This window comes from Dactylosporangium sp. NPDC049525 (genome assembly GCF_040676755.1).
Taxonomy (GTDB): Bacteria; Actinomycetota; Actinomycetes; order Mycobacteriales; family Micromonosporaceae; genus Dactylosporangium.
This window is the reverse complement of record NZ_JBFAPO010000005.1, coordinates 128,246-149,214: the sequence shown is the minus strand read 5'-3', so window position 1 is coordinate 149,214 and position 20,969 is coordinate 128,246. Positions and strand designations below refer to the sequence as shown.

The 20,969-nt window shown below is 73.5% G+C and carries 14 protein-coding genes; 5 read left to right on the top strand and 9 right to left on the bottom strand.

The window, feature by feature from the left end:
- Positions 1-79 precede the first annotated feature (79 nt).
- Positions 80-2,560, bottom strand: coding sequence for a bifunctional FO biosynthesis protein CofGH (locus AB0K00_RS11040; RefSeq protein ID WP_363518986.1), 2,481 nt, complete (start codon positions 2,558-2,560; stop codon positions 80-82).
- 265 nt (positions 2,561-2,825) lie between these two features.
- Complete coding sequence (locus tag AB0K00_RS11035; protein ID WP_363518578.1) at positions 2,826-4,652, bottom strand: hypothetical protein; 1,827 nt, start codon at positions 4,650-4,652, stop codon at positions 2,826-2,828.
- Positions 4,653-4,797: 145 nt separating this feature from the next.
- Between AB0K00_RS11035 and cofD the strand changes: the two genes are divergently transcribed.
- The 3 genes from cofD to AB0K00_RS11020 are packed head-to-tail and all read left to right on the top strand — an operon-like array spanning position 4,798 to position 7,567.
- Positions 4,798-5,754: a 2-phospho-L-lactate transferase gene (gene cofD / locus AB0K00_RS11030; protein WP_363518576.1), complete on the top strand. Its 957-nt coding sequence runs from the start codon at positions 4,798-4,800 to the stop codon at positions 5,752-5,754.
- Positions 5,751-7,022, top strand: coding sequence for a coenzyme F420-0:L-glutamate ligase (locus AB0K00_RS11025; RefSeq protein ID WP_363518574.1), 1,272 nt, complete (start codon positions 5,751-5,753; stop codon positions 7,020-7,022). The genes cofD and AB0K00_RS11025 overlap by 4 nt, the downstream gene beginning before the upstream one ends.
- Positions 7,019-7,567, top strand: a complete 549-nt coding sequence (locus AB0K00_RS11020) for an NUDIX domain-containing protein (RefSeq protein ID WP_363518572.1) — start codon at positions 7,019-7,021, stop codon at positions 7,565-7,567. Before AB0K00_RS11025 ends, AB0K00_RS11020 begins: the two co-directional genes overlap by 4 nt.
- 301 nt (positions 7,568-7,868) lie before the next feature.
- Here AB0K00_RS11020 and AB0K00_RS11015 read toward each other — a convergent pair whose 3' ends face one another.
- The 3 genes from AB0K00_RS11015 to AB0K00_RS11005 form a co-directional block, all read right to left on the bottom strand.
- On the bottom strand, positions 7,869-8,966 hold the full coding sequence (locus tag AB0K00_RS11015) for a sugar phosphate nucleotidyltransferase (RefSeq protein WP_363518570.1): 1,098 nt from the start codon (positions 8,964-8,966) through the stop codon (positions 7,869-7,871).
- 101 nt (positions 8,967-9,067) lie between these two features.
- The gene (locus AB0K00_RS11010) at positions 9,068-10,213 is read right to left on the bottom strand and encodes a glycosyltransferase family 1 protein (protein ID WP_363518568.1); all 1,146 of its coding nucleotides are present in this window, start codon (positions 10,211-10,213) and stop codon (positions 9,068-9,070) included.
- Positions 10,214-10,341: 128 nt separating this feature from the next.
- Entirely contained in the window at positions 10,342-12,345 is a 2,004-nt protein-coding gene (locus AB0K00_RS11005; protein WP_363518566.1) for an N-acetylmuramoyl-L-alanine amidase, read from the bottom strand.
- Between the two features lie 71 nt (positions 12,346-12,416).
- Here AB0K00_RS11005 and AB0K00_RS11000 point away from each other — a divergent pair, with 71 nt between their 5' ends.
- The gene (locus AB0K00_RS11000) at positions 12,417-13,157 is read left to right on the top strand and encodes a TIGR03089 family protein (protein WP_363518564.1); all 741 of its coding nucleotides are present in this window, start codon (positions 12,417-12,419) and stop codon (positions 13,155-13,157) included.
- On the opposite strand, the gene AB0K00_RS10995 is transcribed toward AB0K00_RS11000, so the two are convergent.
- From AB0K00_RS10995 to AB0K00_RS10980, 4 genes are all read right to left on the bottom strand, one after another.
- Positions 13,147-15,081 (bottom strand): acetoacetate--CoA ligase, encoded by a 1,935-nt coding sequence (locus AB0K00_RS10995; RefSeq protein WP_363518562.1) that lies wholly within the window; start codon positions 15,079-15,081, stop codon positions 13,147-13,149. The genes AB0K00_RS11000 and AB0K00_RS10995 overlap by 11 nt on opposite strands.
- Positions 15,082-15,200: 119 nt before the next feature.
- The gene (locus tag AB0K00_RS10990) at positions 15,201-16,301 is read right to left on the bottom strand and encodes a hypothetical protein (protein WP_363518560.1); all 1,101 of its coding nucleotides are present in this window, start codon (positions 16,299-16,301) and stop codon (positions 15,201-15,203) included.
- Positions 16,298-16,825 (bottom strand): RNA polymerase sigma factor, encoded by a 528-nt coding sequence (locus AB0K00_RS10985; protein WP_363518558.1) that lies wholly within the window; start codon positions 16,823-16,825, stop codon positions 16,298-16,300. Before AB0K00_RS10985 ends, AB0K00_RS10990 begins: the two co-directional genes overlap by 4 nt.
- A 36-nt stretch (positions 16,826-16,861) precedes the next feature.
- Complete coding sequence (locus tag AB0K00_RS10980; RefSeq protein ID WP_363518556.1) at positions 16,862-17,362, bottom strand: acyl-CoA thioesterase; 501 nt, start codon at positions 17,360-17,362, stop codon at positions 16,862-16,864.
- 24 nt (positions 17,363-17,386) lie between these two features.
- Here AB0K00_RS10980 and AB0K00_RS10975 point away from each other — a divergent pair, with 24 nt between their 5' ends.
- On the top strand, positions 17,387-20,776 hold the full coding sequence (locus AB0K00_RS10975) for a hypothetical protein (RefSeq protein WP_363518554.1): 3,390 nt from the start codon (positions 17,387-17,389) through the stop codon (positions 20,774-20,776).
- The last annotated feature ends 193 nt before the right edge of the window (positions 20,777-20,969 follow it).

Sequence of the window (20,969 nt, the reverse complement as noted above, 5' to 3'; positions counted from 1 at the left end):
CGTGGCGATGGTGCCCACGACCGGCGCGCTGCCCACTGCGGCGGCTGAATTTCACCCGCCGGCGCTCACCCCGGGCCTCCTACGTCCTGGCGGCGACCTCACCATAGGTGGTGGTGCGCTGGCGCACAGGACGGCCGGCGGCCTTCCCGATCGCCTCCAGCTCCTCCCGGGTGCGCGCGGAGCCGTGCTCCGAGCCAGCCATCCGGGAGATGGTCTCCTCCATCAGGGTGCCGCCGATGTCGTTGGCGCCGCCATTGAGCATCGCCACCGTGCCCTCGTCGCCGAGCTTCACCCATGAGCACTGGATGTTGTCGATCCTCTTGTGGAGCAGGATCCGGGCCATCGCGTGCACGGCCCGGTTGTCGCGCCACGTCGGGCCCGGGCGGGCGATGCCGGCGAGGTAGATCGGCGCGCTGTGATGGACGAACGGCAGCGCCACGAACTCCGTGAATCCGCCGGTGCGGTCCTGGATGCCGGCGAGGACCCGGAAGTGGCCGAGCCAGTGGCCGGGGTGGTCGACGTGGCCGTACATCATGGTGGAGCTCGACCGGATGCCCAGCTCGTGCGCCGTGGTCACCACCTCGACCCACGCCGATGTCGGCAGCTTGCCCTTGGTCAGCACCCAGCGGACCTCGTCGTCGAGGATCTCCGCGGCGGTGCCCGGGATCGTGTCCAGGCCCGCGTCCTTCAGCTGGCTCAGCCAGTCGCGGATCGACACGCCGGCCTTCGACGCGGCCGTCACGATCTCCATCGGGCTGAACGCGTGGACGTGCATGCCCGGGACCCTGGCCTTGATCGCGCGGACCAGCTCGGCGTAGGCGCCGACGGGCAGCTTCGGGTCGATGCCGCCCTGCATGCAGACCTCGCCGGCGCCGGCCTGCCAGGCCTCCTCGGCGCGGTCAGCGACCTCCTCGTAGGACAGGCGGTAGGCGTCCGCGTCGCGTTCCCGCTGGGCGAACGCGCAGAACCGGCAGCCGACGTAGCAGACGTTGGAGAAGTTGATGTTGCGGTTGATCACGTAGGTGATGTCGTCGCCGACCGCCTCGCGGCGCAGGTCGTCGGCGATCCGGGCGAGCACCTCCAGGCCGGCGCCGTCCACATTGAACAGTGCCAGGGCCTCGGCCTCGTGCTCCGGCAGCAGCAGGCTCCCGGGGTCGGACTCGGCCCGCTTGAGTCCACTGTGGACGTCGCTGTCGAGGCGCTTGACCGGCACGCTGGTGACCCTGGTGGCGACCTCCTGCCAGTCGCCGTAGACCGCGTCGAAGTCGCCGCGGCGGTCGTCCGTGCGCCCGTCGGTGTCGATGGTCTCGTGCAGGTCGGTGCGGCCGCTGCTCTCAATGCCGCCGTCGGGCTCCTGCCAGGGCAGGCCGGCCGGGATGGCGCCTTCCTTTGCCAGGCCGGTTTCCGGGTCCATGAGCGCCTCGACGTGGGCGACGAGCCGGGCGTCGAGCCAGGGGACGCCCTTCTTCGCGTACTCCGGGTAGATGGTGAGGCGCTCTTTGAGGGTGAATCCGTTTTGCTCCGATTTTTCGGACAAATCGGCAATTGCCGGCCAAGGGCGTTCGGGGTTGACGTGGTCCGGGGTGACGGGTGAGACGCCGCCCCAGTCGTCGATGCCGGCGCGCAGCAGCAGGCCGTGCTCGTCGTCGATGAGGTTCGGCGGGGCCTGGATCCTGGCCTTCGGGCCGAGCACGAGCCGCGCCACCGCCACCGTCGCGGCCAGCTCGTGCAGCTCCGCGTCCGGCATGCCGCGCATCGCCGTGTCCGGCTTCGCGCGGAAGTTCTGGACGATGACCTCCTGGATGTGGCCGAACTCGCGCATGGCTTTGCGGATCGCGAACAGCGACTCGGCGCGCTCCTCGATCGTCTCGCCGATGCCGATCAGGATGCCGGTGGTGAACGGCACCCCGACCCGGCCGGCGTCCTCCAGGACCCGCAGCCGCACCGCGGGCTCCTTGTCCGGCGAGCCGTAGTGCGCGCCGCCCGGCTCCGACCACAGGCGGGTGGCGGTCGTCTCCAGCATCATGCCCATGCTCGGCGCGACCGGCTTCAACCGCTGCAGCTCCGCCCACGACAGCACCCCGGGGTTCAGGTGCGGCAGCAGGCCGGTCTGCTCCAGCACCGCGATCGCGCAGGCCCGCAGGTAGTCCAGGGTCGAGTCGTAGCCGCGCTCGTCGAGCCAGCGCTTCGCCTGCTCCCAGCGGTCCTCCGGCCGGTCGCCGAGGGTGAACAGCGCCTCCTTGCAGCCCTGCGCCGCACCCTCCCGGGCGATGGCGAGGACCTCGTCGATCTCCAGGTATTCGCTGGGCAGCCGGTGCGGCACCGTCGCGAACGTGCAGTAATGACACCGGTCCCGGCACAGCCGGGTCAGCGGGATGAAAACCTTCCTGGAATACGTGACGACGCCCGGCCTTCCGGCGTCGGCGAGACCCGCGTCGCGGACCGCACCCGCGATGGCGAGCAGGTCGTCGAGGGCCTGATCCCGGGCGGTGAGCAGCACGGCGGCCTCGGTCACGTCGAGGGCACGGCCGTCCGCCGCGCGGCGCAGCGCCCGGCGCATGGCGTTGCTCTCGGTACCTCTGACTACAGACGTCACGCATTGCAGCCTAGGCCGCCGCCGGGCCGATCCGCCCGCACACCCGATGTGACGGTTCTCCTTACGACCGTGGGCACCCGTGACGTTCCACGGGTGCCCACGGTTTTGCCGTTCCGGTCGTGCCGCAGCGCCGCCTTGCCTTGGCGCTGGTCCTGCCCTTGTCTCAGCGCTGTCCTGCCTCGTCTCAGCGCTGTCGTGCCGTCTCAGCGCTGGCTTGCCTCGGTGCTGGTCAGGACTTCGGCGGGATCACCTGGGTGCGCTGGGTGTCGTCGCCGTCGTCGTCGGTGCCGTGCTGGGTGGCGTGCTCAGTGCCGTGCTCAGTGGCCGGCGCCGTGAACGCCGTGGTCGCGTCGGGGTCGTCCTGGCTGGCGGGGGCGGTCTGGGTGACCGGGGTGAACACCGTGGTGGCATCCGGGTCGGCCGCCGCCGGGTGTGCCTCGGTGGCGTCCGCGTCAGCCGGAGCGGCCTGGTCCGTGGTCTGTGCCTCGGTCGCCTGCGTCGCGGTCACCGGGGTGTACGCGGCGGTGGCATCCGGGTCGGCGTCGGCCTTCGCGATGCTGACCGGGGCCGCCTGGGTCTCCGACTCCGCGTCGACGTCCGCCGGGGTCCCGGCCGGTGCGGCCGTCTCCGCCGGGAACGCGCCGGTCTTGCCGAACGGTGAGGCGGCGCCGTCGCCGGTGTCCTCGGCCGGCTGCTGTGCCGCCGGTGCGCCCGTCGCGGCGCCTGAGGTCGGGTGGGTCGAGGACCCGCCCGGCCAGCCCGCCGACGCAAAACCACCCGGAGGCGTCACCCCGCCGTCGGCGGTGGAACCGGATCCGGTGACGGCTTCGGTGGAGGCTTCGGCCGGGGGCGCCGAGACCGGCGGGATGGCCGGGGGCGCCGAAACCGGCTGGGTGGCCGCGGGCGCGGTGTAGGTCGCGAACGGCGAGCTCAGCGGCGGCGTCGACGCGGGCGCCGCGGACACCGGCTCGGCCGGCTCGGCCGTGGCGGGCTGCTGGGTGTACGCGGGAGCACCCGACGCGGGCGCCGGGAACGCGGGAGCACCCGACGCCGGTGCCGTGTACGCGGGCGCGCCGGACGCCGCCGGGTTGTAGGCGGGCGCGGCCGCCTGCGGGTTGTATCCCGGTGCGGCCGCAGCCTGCTGGTTGTAGCCGGCCGCGGGGGCACCGGAGGCGGGCGCCCCCGAGGGCTGGGCGGCGGGGTAGTTGATCGGCTGCGTGGCGTAGGCCTGCTGCCCCGCGGCGGGGACGACCTGTCCCGTGCCGGTCGTCGCCGGGTTGCTCCAGCCACCGGTCACCGGCTGCTGGTAGGCGGCCGGCTGCTGCTGGTACCCCTGCTGCGGGGTCTGGCCGGTCTGCTGCTGATAGCCGGGGTGCTGCGCGTACTGCTGCTGCTGCGGATACGGGTAGCCCTGCTGCCCATACGGATACGCGGGCTGGCCGTAGACACCCGGTGCCGGCTTCGGGGGCGCGTAGGCGCCGAGGTAGATCCGGATGACCAGGAACAGGCCGAGGCCGAGGAGCGCGAGAGCGGCGAGACGGGTCAGGAACACCGCGAACACGGGGCCCATCGGCGCCTGCTCGACGCGCAGGTCGCCGATCAGGCTGGCAAGCAGCATGACGAGACCGAAGAGGGAGGCCACCGCGTACTCGATCAGCGCGATGAGGACGATGACCTTCGCCTTCGGCACGACCGGGTCGAGGTGGGTCGCGAGCAGCACCGCAAGGATCGGCAGCGCCGCCGTCTCGATCGAGACGAACGCGCTGAACGCGCCGCCGGCGTTGCTCAGGAACTCACCGGTGAGCGTGGTCAGCAGCGCGATGAACCCGGCGAGCAGGAACGCCGCCGCGACACCGAGCAGCACGAACGCCGCCACCTCGCGATACGGCATGGTGAGCGCACGGGCCTTCTTCACGTCGACCGGCGCCGCCACCGGAGCCGGGGCGGGAGCACCCTGCGGCTGGGGCTGGGGCTGGTAGGACGAGGTGGCCGGTCCGCTGGCGTAGGCCGGGTGCGGCGCCGCCGAGGAGGTCGGATCGGGTGGCTGGGTGCTCACTGGCTCTCCCCAAGATCTAGCGGTCACGCGACAGGTCACGCGCAGCCTAGCCCTCGAACGGAAAATCCGCGTGCGTGGACGGCGCCGCCCCCGCGGCCCCCGGTCGGCAGCGGAACTGTCATACCCGTGGGGCAGGATGGGTGACATGCGGATCGTGGTTCTGGCCGGTGGGATCGGCGGCGCGCGCTTCCTTCTCGGGGTGCGCGCGGTGGGGCAGGAGTTGGGCGCGGAGGTCACCGCGGTGGTCAACGTCGGCGACGACGTGACCCTGCACGGGTTGCGGATCTGCCCCGACCTCGACAGCGTCATGTATACGCTCGGCGGCGGCGCCGACCCGGAGCGTGGCTGGGGCCGCGTCGGTGAGACGTGGACCGTCAAGGAGGAGCTCGCCGCCTATGGCGCGGAGCCGACCTGGTTCGGGCTCGGCGACAAGGACATCGCGACCCACCTGGTCCGCACCCGGATGCTCGACGCGGGCTATCCGCTGTCCGCCGTCACCGAGGCGCTCTGCGACCGCTGGAAGCCCGGCATCCGGATGCTCCCGGCCAGCGACGAGCGCGTCGAGACGCACGCGGTCGTCGAGGTCGACGGCGCCAGCCGCGCGATCCACTTCCAGGAGTGGTGGATCCGTCACCGGGCAGAGATCCCGACCTCCCGGTTCGTGTTCGTGGGCGCCGAGACGGCGAAGCCCGCCGCAGGGGTGCTGGAGGCCCTCGCCGCCGCAGACGTCGTGCTGGTCGCCCCGAGCAACCCGATCGTCTCCGTCGCGCCGATCCTGGCCGTCCCCGCGATCCGCGAGGCGGTCGCCACCGGCAAGGCCCCGGTCGTCGGGGTGTCCCCGATCATCGGCACCGCCCCGGTGCGCGGCATGGCCGACAAGTGCCTCGCGGTGATGGACGTCGAGTGCAGCCCCGCCGGGGTCGGTGGCCTGTTCGGCGCCCGCTCGACCGGCGGTGTCCTGGACGGCTGGCTGGTCGACGAGACCGACGCCGGCGTCGAGGTGCCGGGCCTGACCGTGCGCGCCCGCCCGCTGTGGATGACCGACGTGCCCGCGACCTCGGCGATCGTCCGGGAGGCGCTGTCCCTGGCAGGCGTGGCATGACCGCCCCCCAGCACGGCGGAGCGGCCAGCGGCGTGAGCGGCGGCGTGAGCGGCGGCGTGGCCGGCATGAGCGGCGGTCCGGAGGCCGGCGGAGGTGGCGGGGTGAACGGCGCGACGAACGGCGGAAGGCGAGGGGTGAGCGACCCGGGGGCCGGCGGAGGTGGTGGGGTGAGCGCGGCGCTGCCCGTCGGGTTCGAGGTGCGGGCGGTCACGGGCATCGGCGAGGTCCGGCCCGGCGACGACCTGGCCGCGCTGATCGCGACCGCCGCGCCGTGGCTGGTCGACGGCGACATCCTCGTCGTCACCAGCAAGGTCGTCAGCAAGGCCGAGGGGCAGCTGGTCGACGTGCCACTCGACGAGCCGGCCCGCGAGGCCGCCCGCGAGGCGGTCCTGCGCGCCGAGACGTCCCGGGTCGTCGCCCGCCGCGGCGCGACGCAGATCGTGCAGACGCACCACGGGTTCGTGCTCGCGTCCGCCGGCATCGACGCGTCCAATGTGGAGCCGACCCGGCTCGTGCTGCTGCCCAAGGATCCCGACGCCTCGGCCCGCTGGCTGCGCGACGAGCTGCTGGAGCGCTTCGGCCTGCGGGTCGCCGTCGTCGTCACCGACACCATGGGCCGCCCGTGGCGGATGGGCCTGACCGACGTCGCGATCGGCGCCGCCGGCATCGACGCCATGACCGACTACCGCGGCGTGCTCGACCCGTATGGCAACGAGCTGCAGCTGACCCAGATGGCCGTGATCGACGAGCTCGCTGGCGCCGCCGACCTGGTCAAGGGCAAGACCGGCCAGGTCCCGGTCGCGGTCGTGCGTGGCCTGCCCGTCCGCCCCGATGGCCACGGCGGCGGCGCGGCCGCCCTGATCCGCGGCGCCGACGCCGACCTGTTCTCCCTTGGCACCGCCGAGGCCGTCGCCAAGGGACTGCGCGCCGCGGCCGACATCCGCGACGCCCCGGCGATCCCCTTCCCTCAGCTCCCGACCCACGTCCTTCCCCTCGCATCCCCAGCGCCGGCGGCTTCGGCTTCGGCGGCTGCTGTTGCTTCGGGGGCGGGGCGGTTGCTGCTGGTCTGGGCGCCGGAGGGAGACCTGCGGCGGGCGTTGGAGGCCGGCATGGAGGTGCAGCGGATCAGGGCCGGGCTCGCCGCCGACGGGGTCGCGTCCAGTTGGCTGGAGGTGGACCAGGTCGACCTCTCCGGAGTCGAGGTCCCGGAAGGTGGCGTGCCCCTCGGCGTGCTCGCCATCGGTCGCGGTAGCCTGCCGTCACTATGACGACGTTGCACGATGACGCACTCGCGGTGCTGACCCAGTGGACGGCTCCCACCGACGAGGCTGAGGAGACCCGGCGGCGGTTCATCGAGTTCGTCCTCCGGGACCCGTCGACCGTGTGGAGGGAGCATCCTGGCGCCCATGTCACGGCGAGCGCCCTGGTCGTCGACTCGACCGCCGAGCGGGTGCTGCTGTGCCTGCACGGCCGGATCAAGCGCTGGGTTCAGCTCGGCGGCCACTGCGAGCCCGGCGACGCGAGCGTTGCGGCCGCCGCTCTTCGTGAGGCGACCGAGGAGTCGGGCATCGCCGGCCTGCGGATCAGCGAGGCCCCGATCGACCTCGACGTCCACCACGTCCAATGCGCCGGCGTCCCGTCGTTGCACTACGACATCCGGTATGCCGCCATCGCTCCGGCCGGCGCGGTCGAAACGGTGAGCACCGAGTCCGCGGCGCTGGGCTGGTTCGCCCCCGACGACCTGCCGACCCCGCTCGCCGGCGCCACCGAGCCGCTCGTCGCACCTGCCCTTGCCTGGGCCAGGCGCACCTGACCCAGACCTGAGCGCCGACCGCTTTCAGGCGTTCACACCGCGCGTCACCTCGCCGAACCACGCCAGGTGAAGCAATAGCCGACAACCCGGTGGATTACTGGTCGCCGGCGAACAGGGATCCACCGGGTTGTGGTGTTGCTCCATGCCGCAACGCCCTCCCCGACCTCGCCGATGCTTCGGGTCGTCGCGTTCTCCATCGGCGCCCTGCGACCACAGACCGCGCAACAACCGGCACGCCGCGCCACAGGCGCGCCGGGACAGGCACGCCGCGGCGCGAGAGTGTGGGGCGCGGGGGCGCGGGTCAGAGGAGTTCGACGGAGCCGCGTTCCTTCAGGCTGTCGACGAGCTTCTTGACGTCCTGGGCACGGGAGCGGGGGCACACCAGCAGCGCGTCCGGGGTGTCGACGATGATCAGGTCGCTGACGCCGACGACGGCGACCAGGCGGCCCGACTGAGGGACGACCACAACGCGCTCCGCGTCCTGCATGAGGACGCCGGAGGGAGCCGCTGGGTCGAGGTTGACGACCACGTTGCCGGCGGTGTCGGTCTCGAGGAGTTCGCCGAGGGTGTGGAAGTCGCCGACGTCGTTCCAGCCGAACTGGCCGGGGACGGTCCCGACGAGGCCGGCGACGCCGGCGCCCTCCATGACGCCGAAGTCGACGGAGATCTTGGTGAGGTCGGGCCAGATCTCGGCGAGGATCTCTTCGCGGTCGGGGGTGTCCCACGCCTCGGCGATGCGGATCAGGCCGTCGTAGAGGGAGGGCTGCTGGCGGGCGAGCTCGTCGAGGAAGACGTCGACGCGCCAGACGAACATGCCGGCGTTCCACAGGTATTCGCCGGAGTCGACGTAGGACTGGGCGAGCGGGAGGGCGGGCTTCTCCTCGAAGGAGGCGACCTTGCACACGTCGCCGGTGCCGGTGGGCTCGCCGACGTGGAGGTAGCCGTAGCCGGTCTCGGGGTGGGTCGGGGTGATGCCGATGGTCATCAGCAGCCCGTCCTCGGCACCGCGGATCGCCGCCCGCAGCACAGAGGTGAACGCGGGGACGTCGCGGACCAGCTGGTCGGCGGCGAAGGCGCCCATGACGGCGTGCGGGTCGCGGCGGGCGATGACCGCCGCGGCGAGGCCGATGGCGGCGCACGAGTCGCGCGGGGTGGGCTCGACGAGGATGTTGCCCTCGGGGAGGCCGGGAAGTTGCCGGGCCACGGCCGCCGCGTGCGCCACCCCGGTGACCACGAACGTGGTTTCCGGTGTGGCGAGATCACTCAGCCGCCCGTAGGTCGCCTGGAGCAGCGACAACGGGGTGCCGGTGAGCGCGTGGAGGAACTTGGGATGACCGGCTCGCGACAACGGCCAGAGCCGTGTGCCACTGCCTCCTGCTGGGATAACCGCGTAGAACACAGCCTCATCATGCCCAGGCGTGGGCGCATTCCAGCAACTCGACGGTGTCATGTCCACTACGAATATCGCCTGATCTGGTTTCAGAAGGTGACGCGAAATGATTAAAGGCGCGGACTGGCGGCTCTCGACCAGGCGGCGAGGTGCACCTCGGCGCTCGACTCCCAGGTGAATTCCTTGGCGCGGGCGGCGCCGGCTTTGGCCAGGGCGTTGCGGCGTTCGTCGTCGTCCAGCAGCGCGGTGAGGTCGCGGGCGATCTCGTCGGTGCCGGGGCCGGTGTAGGCCACGGCGTCGCCGCCGACCTCGGGCAGCGACAGGCGTGGCGTGGTGAGCACGGGCGCGCCGCAGGCCATGGCCTCCAGGATCGGCAGGCCGAAGCCCTCGCCGAAGGAGGGGTACGCGGCGACGACGGCGCCGCCGAGGAAGCCGGGCAGATCCGCGTAGCGCAGGTAGCCGGGGCGCAGGAGGCGCAGGTGGCTGGGGACCTCGACGAGGGCGCCGTCGATCTCGTCGTCGTGACCCTGGCCGCCGGCGATGACGAGGGCGGGCGGGTCGGGCCGGTCGCGGGCGGCGGAGATCCAGCCGCGGATGAGGCTTGGCACGTTCTTGCGGGGCTCCTTGGCGCCGAGGAACGCAATGTACTCGGTCGTGCCCAGGCCGAGGCGGGCCCGGACGCGGGCCTTCTCGTCCTCGGTCGGCGCGTGGAACGCGTCCGGGTCGACGCCGTGGTAGGCGACGTCAATGCGGGTCGGGTCGGCGTCCAGGAGACGGATCAGCTCGTCGCGGGTGGCCTTGCTGGGGACGATGACCCGGCTGGCACGGCGCAGTGACGTCTTGATCGCGGAGCGGAAGAACGTGCGGCGGGACTTGTCGTAGTGCTCCGGCTCGGTGAAGAAGGTGGCGTCGTGGACGGTGACGGTGACCGGGCAGCCGGCGCGCAGCGGGCACGTGTAAAAGGGCGAGTGCAGCACCTGGGCGCCGACCTGCTGGGCGAGCATCGGCAGGCCGGTCTGCTCCCAGGCGAGGCGGGCCGGGCGGTGCGCCGCGGCGGCCGGTGCGGCCATGATCCGGGCACCGGACAGTAACCGTCCGTAACGCTCGGCGTCGGTGCGCTGGCAGACCACGGCGAGGTCCGCGTCGAGCGCGGCCAAGGCGCCAAGCAGGCCGTCAACGTAGCGTCCGACACCGCCTCGGTCGGCTGGGACACTCGTGGCGTCAACGAGCACACGGGGCGGACGGCCGGGGGTCACTGGGCGTCTCCTTCGAACACGGCTTGCCGCGCGCAACGAGCGTCACGCGATACGTCAGGCAAAGCCTACGCCCGATCCCCGGGTGATCGATGTCCACGACGCGACTCGCGATCGAGGAAACCGAGGATTCAGCTCAGCGGCATCGGGATGTCGCCCGGAGCGCCGACGTCGTAACTGCCTGCACCGCGGATGTCGTACCGACCGTCACGAAACACCGCGGGGTCGGCCCGGCCGTCGCCGTCGTACTGGGCGGAAACCGGCACCCCGGCGGCGCCGAAACGGATCGCGGGCTGGCCGTCGACGGTGAACTGCTGGGTGGCCGCGGACCAGGTCGCCGCGTCGATCGTGCCGTTGCCGTCATAGTCGGCGGGTGCGGCGAGCTGGCCGGGTGCGCCGACCTTGAACTCGCGCAGCGCGTAGATCGCCCACAGACCGGTCGACGGGCGCCAGATGGCGGCCTCGGCGCGCCCGTCGCCGGTGTAGTCGGCCGGGACGGGCACGTCGCCGGGCAGGCCGAGCTGCACCTCGCCGATGCCCTTGATGTACCAGACACCGGTCGTGGGGCGGAAAACTGCCAGCTCGGCCGTGCCGTCGCCGTCGAAGTCGGCCGGGGCGGGCACGTCGCCGGGCAGGCCCCACTGGACGGTCTTGCGGCCCTCGCCGGTCAGCAGCATGCTCCAGTTGCCGGTGGTCGGCGACCAGGTCGCGACGTCGGCCTTGCCGTCGCCGTTGTAGTCGGCGGCGACCGGGATCTCGTTCGGGCCGCTGGTGAAGACCGGTTCGGGCACGCCCTGCAGCCGCACGGTGCCGTCGCTGGGCCGGTACACGGCGAGCAGCGTCCGCACGACCTCCGGCTTGACCAGGTCACCGAGCAGCGTGCCGGCGCGGTCACGGATCCAGGGCAGCGCGGCGACACCCTTGGCGCCGGGGCACTCGGTCGGGTTGGTCTGCTGGTGCGGGAAGACGCGGGGCACCGTGACGGTGGTGCCGGCGGGGTACCGCGACGTCGAACCGCCCCCGGTGAGGCTGACGCTGCCACGCGGGTCGATGGCCTGCTGCAGTGAAAGTTTCCACGCGGTGTACTGCGCGGTGGCCTCCTGCACGACCTGTGGCACGTTGGCGTAGCGGAAGTCGCCGATCATCGCCACGCCCGCGGTGCCGGTGTTGAACCCGCCCGCCTGGGCGCCGACGACGGGGCGGGACAGCCCGCCGGAGCGGCCCTCCCAGAGCCGGCCGAAGCGGTCCACGAGCACGTTGTAGCCGATGTCGCCCCAGCCGCGGCTGACCGTCTGGTACTGGTAGATCGACCGGAGGATCTTCGGCACCTCCTCCGGGCTGTACTCGTTGCCCGTGGCGGTGTGGTGCAGGGCGACGGCCTTCACGTACGGGGCGTACTGCGGCCGCCAGTCCATCTGCTGCTCGTTGGCGCCCCAGGCGGCCCGGCGCAGGATGGTGGGCATGAAGGGCCGCAGCCCGACGGGCTGGCTTTCCACCACGGGCGCGGGGGTCGGCGCGGTGTCGCCGGGCGCGTCGGTGGGGTCGATGAGGTCGGCGGCGATGTCGTGCGGCGCGGGCCCGCCGGTGGTGGTGACGGCCAGCTCCACGCCGTCGGCCTTGCCGGTCCAGACCAGCTCGGCGCCGCCGCGCTGGGCGGCGCGGCCGGGGGCGACATCGCGGTCCGCCTCGCCGGCGTCGACGGTGCGCCAGGGACTCCAGGCACCGCCGAGGACATGGTGACGCACGGCGACGGAGACGGCACCGATCCGGCCGGTCTCCCGCCATGTGACGCCGACGGCGCTGAACGGCGACGTGGACTGGCGGGCGACGGTGAGCGTGCGGGTCTTCGCGCCGCGCCGGTACCCCTCAGGCACGCCGGACGGCACGCCCGCCTGGGCAGCGACACCGTCGGCGGGGCGCTCGAAGCTGCCCAGCGGGATACGCGTGACCTGCGGGGTGACGCCCGTGCTGCCGGCCGCCTTCGCGGCGGGGTTGGCCCACTGGATCGGCTCGGCGAGATCCGGGGCGGGCGGCAGGAACGGGATGCGGGGGTCGGCGGTGGCGCCCCCGGTGCTGAGCAGAGCGACGGCCACGCCGCCGACGGCGACCAGTTTGAGCCGCCGGTATCGTCGCATTGCCCATACCCCCATCGCACACCACCTAGCTAGACCCGATTGGAGATGCTATGGGAGGATTTTCCGGACATATGGGAAATACAATTCCTTCACTCTTTGCGGCAATTGTCGGGAAGGACCCGTCACTTCCGCTGCTGACGTTCTACGACGACGCCACCGGCGAACGGGTCGAACTGTCCGGCGCGACCCTCGGCAACTGGATCTCCAAGACGGCGAACCTCCTCGTCGACGGTTGCGGCCTGGGGCCCGGCGACACCGCCGGCGTGTGGCTCCCGCCGCACTGGCAGACCGCGGCCGTGCTGCTCGGCGCCTGGTCGGCCGGGGTTTCCGTGGCGTACGGGGAGCCGACCGCGGCCGGCATCGACGTCGAGTTCGCGTCCCTGCGGGCGATCGAGGCGGGCGTGCCGATCGGCCCGGCGGACCGGTTCGTCCTCGGGCTGGCCCCGATGGGCATGCCGCTGCGGGAGGTGCCGGCCGGCTGGGCCGACTACGTGATCTCGGCCCGCCAGCACGGCGACTACTTCCCCGGCGCGCCCGTCATCGCAGACACGGGCGCGCTGGTCGAGACCGACGGCTCGCTCGACGGCCACGCCACGCTGCTGGAGCGCGCCCGGGCCCGCGCCGCCGACCTCGGCATCACGGGGGGCCGGGTGCTCATCGACGCGGACGCCTACCCGTGTCCCCTCGACTGGCTGCTCGCGCCGCTGGTGGCCGGGGCGAGCGTGGTGCTCAGCGTGAACACCGACCTGTCGAAGCTGCCCGCCCGGGGTGGCTCCGAACAGGTCGATCTCACGGTCGGTCCTACGCTCTAGCCGCCCGGACCGCCTCGAAGTAGCGCAGCGACTCCGGGTTGGCCAGGGCGCCCTTCGCGGCGGCCTGGTCGACCGGTGTGCCGGTGAGGATCCGCTTCACCGGCACCTCGAGCTTCTTGCCCGACAGCGTCCGCGGCACCGCGTCGACCTGGAACACCTGGTCGGGCACGTGCCGCGGGGACAGCGCCGTGCGCAGCTCCCGTCCGATGGCGGCACGCAGCGCGTCGTCGAGCGTGCGTCCGGGGCGCAGCACCACGAACAGGAGCAGCTCGCCCGCCCCGCCTTCCGGGTCTTCGAGGTGTACGACCACCGAGTCGACGACCTCTTCGAGGCTCTCCACCACGGAGTAGAACTCGCTGGTCCCGAGCCGGACGCCGCCGCGGTTGAGGGTGGCGTCGGACCGGCCGGTGATCACGCAGGCGCCGGTGTCGTCGATGGTGATCCAGTCGCCGTGCCGCCACACGCCCGGGTAGACGCCGAAGTACGCCTCGGCGTACCGGGACCCGTCGGCGTCGCCCCAGAACCCGACCGGCATGCTCGGCATCGGCGCGGTGATGACCAGCTCGCCGAGCTCGCCGATGACGGGGGTGCCGTCGGCCGCGTACGCCTCGACCCGGGCGCCGAGCGCCCGGCAGGCGATCTCGCCGGCGTGGACGGGCAGCAGCGGCACGCCGCCCACGAACGCCGTGCAGACGTCGGTGCCCCCGGACGCGGAGGCGAGCAGCACGTCGGAGGAGACGGCCTCGTACACCCACTCGAAGCCCTCCGGCGGCAGCGGCGCACCGGTGGAGCCCACACCGCGCAGCGCCGACAGGTCGGCGAGCTCCCGCGGTACCACACCTGCTTTTCGGCAGGAGAGCAGGAACGGCGCCGAAGTGCCGAAGTAGGTGGTGCCGGACTCCGCCGCGACCCGCCAGAGCCAGCCGAGGTCGGGATGGGCGGGATTGCCGTCGACGAGGACGATCGCGGCGCCCACGGCCGGGCCGGACACCAGGTAGTTCCACATCATCCAGCCCGTGGTGGTGAACCAGAAGAACCGGTCGCCGGGCCCGAGGTCGTGGTGCAGGGCGAGCATCTTGAGGTGCTCGAGCAGGATCCCGCCGTGGCCGTGCACGATCGGCTTCGGCAGCCCCGTGGTGCCGGAGGAGTACAGCACGCAGAGCGGGTGGCCGAACGGCACCGGCGCGAAGGTCAGCGGCTCGTCCGAGACGTCCCAGACCTCGCCGTCGCCATGCAGGTACGGAATCTCGACGAACGCCTCCAGGGACGGCAGCGCCGCCCGGATCGCCGCGACCTCCGGCCGCCGGTCGACGGCCTTGTCGCCGTAGCGGTAGCCGTCGACGGCGACCAGGACCTTCGGCTCGATCTGCTGCCACCGGTCGACGACCGAGCGGGTGCCGAACTCCGGCGCGCAGCTGGAGAAGATCGCGCCGAGGCCGGCGGTGGCGAGCATGAGGACGAACGTCTCGGGGATGTTGGGCGCGTACGCCGCGACCCGGTCGCCTTCCCCGACCCCGAGCCGGCGCAGCGTCGCCTGCGCCCGGCGGACCTGCTCGCGCAGCTCGGCGGCGCTGAGCGTGACCGGCGCGCGGGTCTGCGAATACGCCAGGACGATCGGCTCGTCGTCGGCGACGCCGGGCATCCGCAGCACGTGCTCGGCGTAGTTGAGGCGGGCGCCGGGGAACCAGTCGGCGCCGGGCATCCGCGCGTCGGGCAGCGCCCCGGCCGGCGGCTGGTGCGCGACGACCTCGAAGTGATCCCAGATCGCCTGCCAGAACACCGCCGGATGGTCCACCGACCACTGCCACAGATGCTGGTAGTCCTCGAACTCCAGGCCCCGCTCGCTGGACAGCCACCGCAGGAACGCACCGATGCGGGTGCGGTCGCGGACGTCTGCCGGGGGTCGCCACAGCTCCTTCGCCATCCGACCATCTTCCTGCACGCCCGAACGATCGCTCAGTGTGGGCCGACGACATGTGCTGCCGGATTTCCGTGTGGCCGCCGTGGGGCGGCGCTCCGGTCGGAGCGCCGCCCCGCCCGTCCTCAACTCGTGGGGGTGGGTGCCGACCCCTTCTTCCCCGGGATGGTCCGGTCGGGTCCGACCGCCGGCCGCGGCTGCACGCCGACGTCGACGAAGGTGAACCTGCCGGCCTGCACGACCATGTCCGTGCCGGTCCTGGCCTCGCCCGCGTACCGGCCGGTCGCCTGGTCGAACAGCAGGCACTGTGGGCCGTCCGCCTGGCCGGAGACGCAGATCGCGTCGTACTGCCTGCCGTCGATCGTCGCCGTGGTCGCCTTCACCGACGGCAGGTCGATGATCGCCAGGTAGAGCGCGCCGCGCTGGGCCGCGGTCAGCAGTGGGTCGACGTAGTGGAAGATCTCGCGCACCTGCGTGAAGATCAGTCCGTCGGCGCCGCGGCCCGGGTACTCCTTCTGCGCCCAGTCCTTCCAGGTCGCCGCCAGCTGGTGCGCCTGATCGGCACCGGCCGGGAACGCCGCGACATAGGCGCCGTTGAAGTTGTGCAGGCCGGGTGGGGTGTCGCGGGAGAGCGCCGTGGCCTCGTCGATCTCCTTCTGTGACAGGCTGCGGTCGATCCCTCTCGGCGACTCGTCGGTACGGCGGATCCGCAGCGCCACGCCGGTCGTCACGTCCGTCCACGCCTCATGGATGTACCGGCCCTCACCGTCGGCGAGTGAGTAGGTCTTCACGTACAGGGTCTGGTCGGCGCCGATCGCCAGGGGGCCGCCGGTCTGCTTGGCGGCCAGCCTGGTCAGCGCCTCGACGGCCTGCGGGTGGCTGGCGCCCGCCTTGCCGGTGACGGCCGGGTTCATCGGAGCCTTGGTGCCGCGCGTGACCGGCAGGTCGGCGCCCGACGGCGACGGGCTGCCTGCCACGCTCTGTCCCGGCACGACGGCGTTCTCGTGTCGCGGGGTGGCCGTGTGTACGGCCGCCGCCCCGCCCCCGACCACGACCGCCACAGCAACGGCGGCACCGGCGGTCGCCAGCACCCATGGCCGGCGGCGCGGCCGCTCGGGGCTCTCGGCGCGGGCGACCTGCCAGCGGCGCTTGGCGAGGGCTCCGTCGCGCGGTTCGTCCAGGGCTGCGCGGAACTCCCGTACCGCGGCAAGATCATCGTTACTCATCGGTCCTCGTCCTCCAACGCCTTGCGCATCTTGGTCCGGGCCCGGTGCAGCGCCGACTGGACCGTGCCGACCGGCAGGTCCAGGGCCTCGGCGATCTCCGCGTAGGACAGTTCGGCGACCGCGAACAGCAGCAGCACGTCCCGCTGCCGCCGGGGCAGTTTCGCCAGGACCCGCGCCACCTTCCGGGACCGTCGCTGCGCGTCGGTGCGCTCCTCGGCGCGGGTCGCGTGACTCTCCTGCACCGGATCCACGCCCGTTCTCGCGAGGGCGCGGTAGCCGCGCACCTCGTCGCGGCGGTGCCGGTTGAGCACGTTCGTGGCGATGCCGAACAGCCACGGCAGCGGCGGCTGGTCCTGTGCATAGGCGTGGCGGCGCTCGTACGCGACGAGGAACGTCTGCGCGACGACATCCTCGGCCAGATCCGGCCCGACGCGACGCGCACAGTAGCGGTACAACGTCCGTGCGTGCCGGTCGTAGAGGGCCGTGAAGCCGTCCGCGATCAAGAGGTTGCCTTCCGGGTCCACACCTCTTCTTGTCCGGAGCCTCCCGCCGTGTTCCCCCTATTTCTGGCGGTGCTGCTGAATCGCCTCCCGGCGGGCCAGGCGGTGCTCGCGGCGGATCTCCGCCTCCCGCCAGCGGCCCTCGTTCTCCGGCGAGTCCGGCACGACCGGGCGCACCGGCCGCGGCTTGCCGTCGGCGTCGACGGCGACGAACACCAGGTATGCGGTCGCGACGACCACCGGCTCCGCCACCTCGTCCCACCGCTCCGCGACGAGACGGACCCCGACCTCCATGGACGTCGAACCGGTCCAGTTGACCTGCGCGTACGCGTGGACGAGATGGCCGACCCGCAGCGGCTCCAGGAACAGGATCTCGTCGATCGACGCCGTCACCGCCGGGCCACCGGTGTGCCGGGCCGCCGCCGCACCCGCCACGTCATCGATGAACTTCATGATCACGCCACCGTGGACCGTGCCGTAGAGATTCACGTCGACGGCGGTCATGATCCGGCTCAGCGTGACCCTCGAATACGCGGTCGGTCGGCCGGTGTGCTCCTGCATGACACAGACGGTACGGTGCGAACCATGCGACACGTGGGAAGCCTGATCGCGGGGATGTTGATCGCCCCGATCGCGTGGCTGCTGATCGCCCTCGGCCAGCAGAAATCCACCGAAACGGTGGCGAAGTGGGTGGAGCGCGGCGCCTTCGACAGCGTCGACCTCATCGCACCCGCCGCCTATCTCCTGGGCGCCGGCCTCATCCTGGGCCTCATCGCCACCCTGCGCATATCCCCGGTCGGCCCGATCGTGGCCGGCGTTGCGCTGCTCGGCACCTACGTGAGCCTCTTCATCGACCCGCTCGGCGCCCTCGACGGCCTGCCCGCGGACTACAAGCTGGCCGGCCTCACGATCAACCTGCAGCTGCCCATCGTGAACGGCACCACCGCCGTCCTCGGCCTGGCCCTGCTGGTCGCCGCGGCGAGCGTCAAGCGGTGGCGCGCGTGGCCCGCGGCGGCCCCGGTCGTCGTCGCCGGCGGCGAGCCGCTCGACCCGCACGAGTATCCGCTCGGGCAGGGCCCGAAGGCGCCACCGCAGTTCGCCACCAGGACCCCGTACTCGCCGCAGACCGCCGAGTTCCCGCCGGCGGGCGCCACGTCCGTCCTCCCGCCGTACGGCGCAACGGGCGGCCCCGTCGGCGCCGGTGCGGGCGGCGGGTCCGGTCCCGGAGCGACGTCGATCCTGCCGTCGTACGGCGCGGCCGCGGGCCCGGGTGGCTCGGCCGCAGGCCCGGGTGGTGCCGGGTTCGGTCAGGGGCTGGGCAGCGACGCTACGCAGCCGGTCTCGATGTCGCCGCACGCACGGCCGTCAGCCGGTTACCCGCCGGTGTCGTCCGCGCCGCCGGTGTCTTCGGCGCCTCCTGCGTCGTCCTTCGCGTCTCCGGTGTCGTCCGCGCCGCCGGCCTCGTCCGCTCCCCCGGCTTCGTCCGCTCCTCCGGCTTCGTCCGGACCGGCGGCTTTGTTTGCCAAGCCGGTGACCTCGGCGCCGCCGGCGTCGGGTTCCTACGCGCCGCCGGTCACGTCCGCACCGCCGGGTTCGTACGCGCCGCCCGTCACGTCCGCGCCGCCGGCAGGGTCGTTCCCGCCGGCAGGGGGTGCCGGGGGCGGGCGTCCCGGGCAGCCGCAGGCCGGGCAGGTGTCCGGTCCTGGCGCCGGATCCGGGTTCGGCGCGCAGCCGCCCGCGGCTGGACGACCCGGTGAGCAGGGTGGGCCGGCACCAGTGTCGGCACCCGGCAGCAGCGCCGCGCCGTCGTGGCTGACGCCGGACTCGACCGCCGCGCAGCCGCAGGCCGGCCGACCGGCGTCGCCTGCGGCGTCCGGGTCCGCGGGTGGTCCGGCCGTGCCGGCGACGCCGCCTGGGCCGTTCCCGCCGTCGCTCGGTGGCCGGGGCGGGCCACCGCCCGCTTCCACGCAGCCGCACGCTCCCGCCGCGCCGCACGCTCCCGGCACGCCGCCTGTTTCCACGACGCCGCCTGGGCCGTTCCCGCCCGGTGGGGCGCCAGGTCCGGGGGGCGCCACGCAGTTCAGGCCGGCCGCTGGGACGGGGCCCGCGCAGGCACCGCCGTTCGCGCCGCCCGGGCCGGCCCGTCCCGCGTCCGCACCACCGGCCGGCCAGCCAGCCGCGCCGCACTTCGCGGCACCGGCGTCCGGGCCGGCGTCCGCGCCGCCCGCACAGTCCGCACCGCACTTCGCCGCACCCGCGTCCGGTCCGGCGTCCGCACCGCCTGCGCCGCCCGCACCGCACTTCGCCGCACCCGCGTCTGGGCCTGCGTCCGCACCGCCTGCGCCGCAGTCCGGACAGCTGGCGTCCGCGCCGCCCGCACCGCAGTTCACGGCGCCCGCGTCCGGCCCGGCGTCCGCGCCGCCGGCACCGCCGTTCGCGTCGCCCGCGTCCGCGCCGCAGTTCACGGGCCCGGCGTCTGGGCCGCCGGCGCCTCAGTTCGCGCCGCCCGCGACCGGTCCCGCGTCAGCGCCGCCGGCATCGCAGTTCGCCGCGCCCGCGACCGGTCCCACGTCTGCGCCGCCGGCGCAGCAGTTCGCGTCGCCCGCGTCCGCGCCGCCGGCATCGCAGTTCGCCGCGCCTGCGACCGGTGCCGCGTCCGCGCCGCCGACGCAGCAGTTCGCATCGACCGGGTCGGGGCAGGCGGCTCCGCCGTTCGCCCCGCCGGTGGGTAACCGGCCGCAGTCCGGGCCGCCAGCGCCACATTCCGGGCCGCCCGCATCGCAGTCCGGGCTCCTCGCACCGCAGTCCGGGCCGGCGCCACATTCCGCACCGCCCGCACCACAGTCCGGGCCGCCGGCGCCACATTCGGCACCGCCCGCACCACAGTCCGGGCCGCCCGCATCGCAGTCCGGGCTCCTCGCACCGCAGTCCGGGCCGGCGCCGCATTCCGCACCGCCCGCACCGCAATCCGGGCCGCCGGCGCCACATTCGGCACCGCCCGCGCCGCAGTCCGGGCCGCCGGCGTCGCAGTCCGGGGCGGCCGCTGCGCCGGGGTTCGGGAGCCAGGCGGGCGGCGGGCAGGATGTTCCGCCGTTGCGGGCCGCTGGTGGTGCCGCCACGACCGGGGCCGCGGCGGGTACGCCGTGGTCCGGGGCGCCCGGTGGGTTGGCCGGCGAGACCGCGGGGCAGGACGCCACGGACGGCGGTGAGCTGCCGACGCGGCCGTTGACGTCGCCGACGTCGCCGCCTGCGCCGTACGGTGGCAGTGGGTCGCTGCGGCCCGCATCCGAGTCGGTCGCTCCCCCGCCCGGGATTCCGCAGACCAGGTATGGGCGGCCCAGTGCGAGTGAGGCCGCGACCGAGCCGTTCGGCGCCGCCCAGCAGGTGCCGCCGGCGGCACCTGTGGCACCCACGGCGCCGGTCGCCGGAGGCGGCGGGGCGTTGCCGTCGCGGGCGGCGCGCTCCGAGGTGGCGCAGGAGACGTCGATTCTGGCGGGGCCGTCGTTCGACGGGTTCAGCGCAGGGCGGCGGGGCGTGCGGGAAGAGGAGACCGAGGCGTTCCACCCGGGGCGGCAGTCTCCGGTGTCGTCGCGACCGCGGCACGCGGCGCAGAGCGAGACCGGTGAGCACCCGACCGTCGGCACCGGCCACAGCGGCACGGGCGACGGCGAGGGCACGCCGGGCCGGTTCACGCCGATGCGGGCCACCGACCCCGTCCAGGAACCCGACGAGGACCAGCAGGCAACGACCCGGCTCGGCCCCGTTGACCCGGACGTGACCACCCGGCTCGGCGCGCCCAGTGCCGCGGAGCAGGCGGAGCGCCGGGCGGCGTTCGCGCGAGGTGAGGCGGAACGGCGGGCCAGCGCGCAGGCCGAGCTTGACCGGCTCGCCGCCGAGCGGGGTGGTGCCGGTGCCGGTGGCGACGACGAACCGCCGACGTCGCCGTGGTCCGCACCGCCGCGCGACCGCACCTGAACCACCGCACCTGAACCACCGCACCAGAGCCGCAGCGCCAGAACCGCGGCGCCAGAACCGCGGCGCCGCATCGCGCACCATGAGGGCCGCTACCTGCGAGGGGGCGGCCCTCGGCGTACCGGCGGCAAAATGAGTGGCAGCGCTGTGGTGGAACAGGAGATGATGCGGGGGTGTGATTCGAGGGACGTGTCGA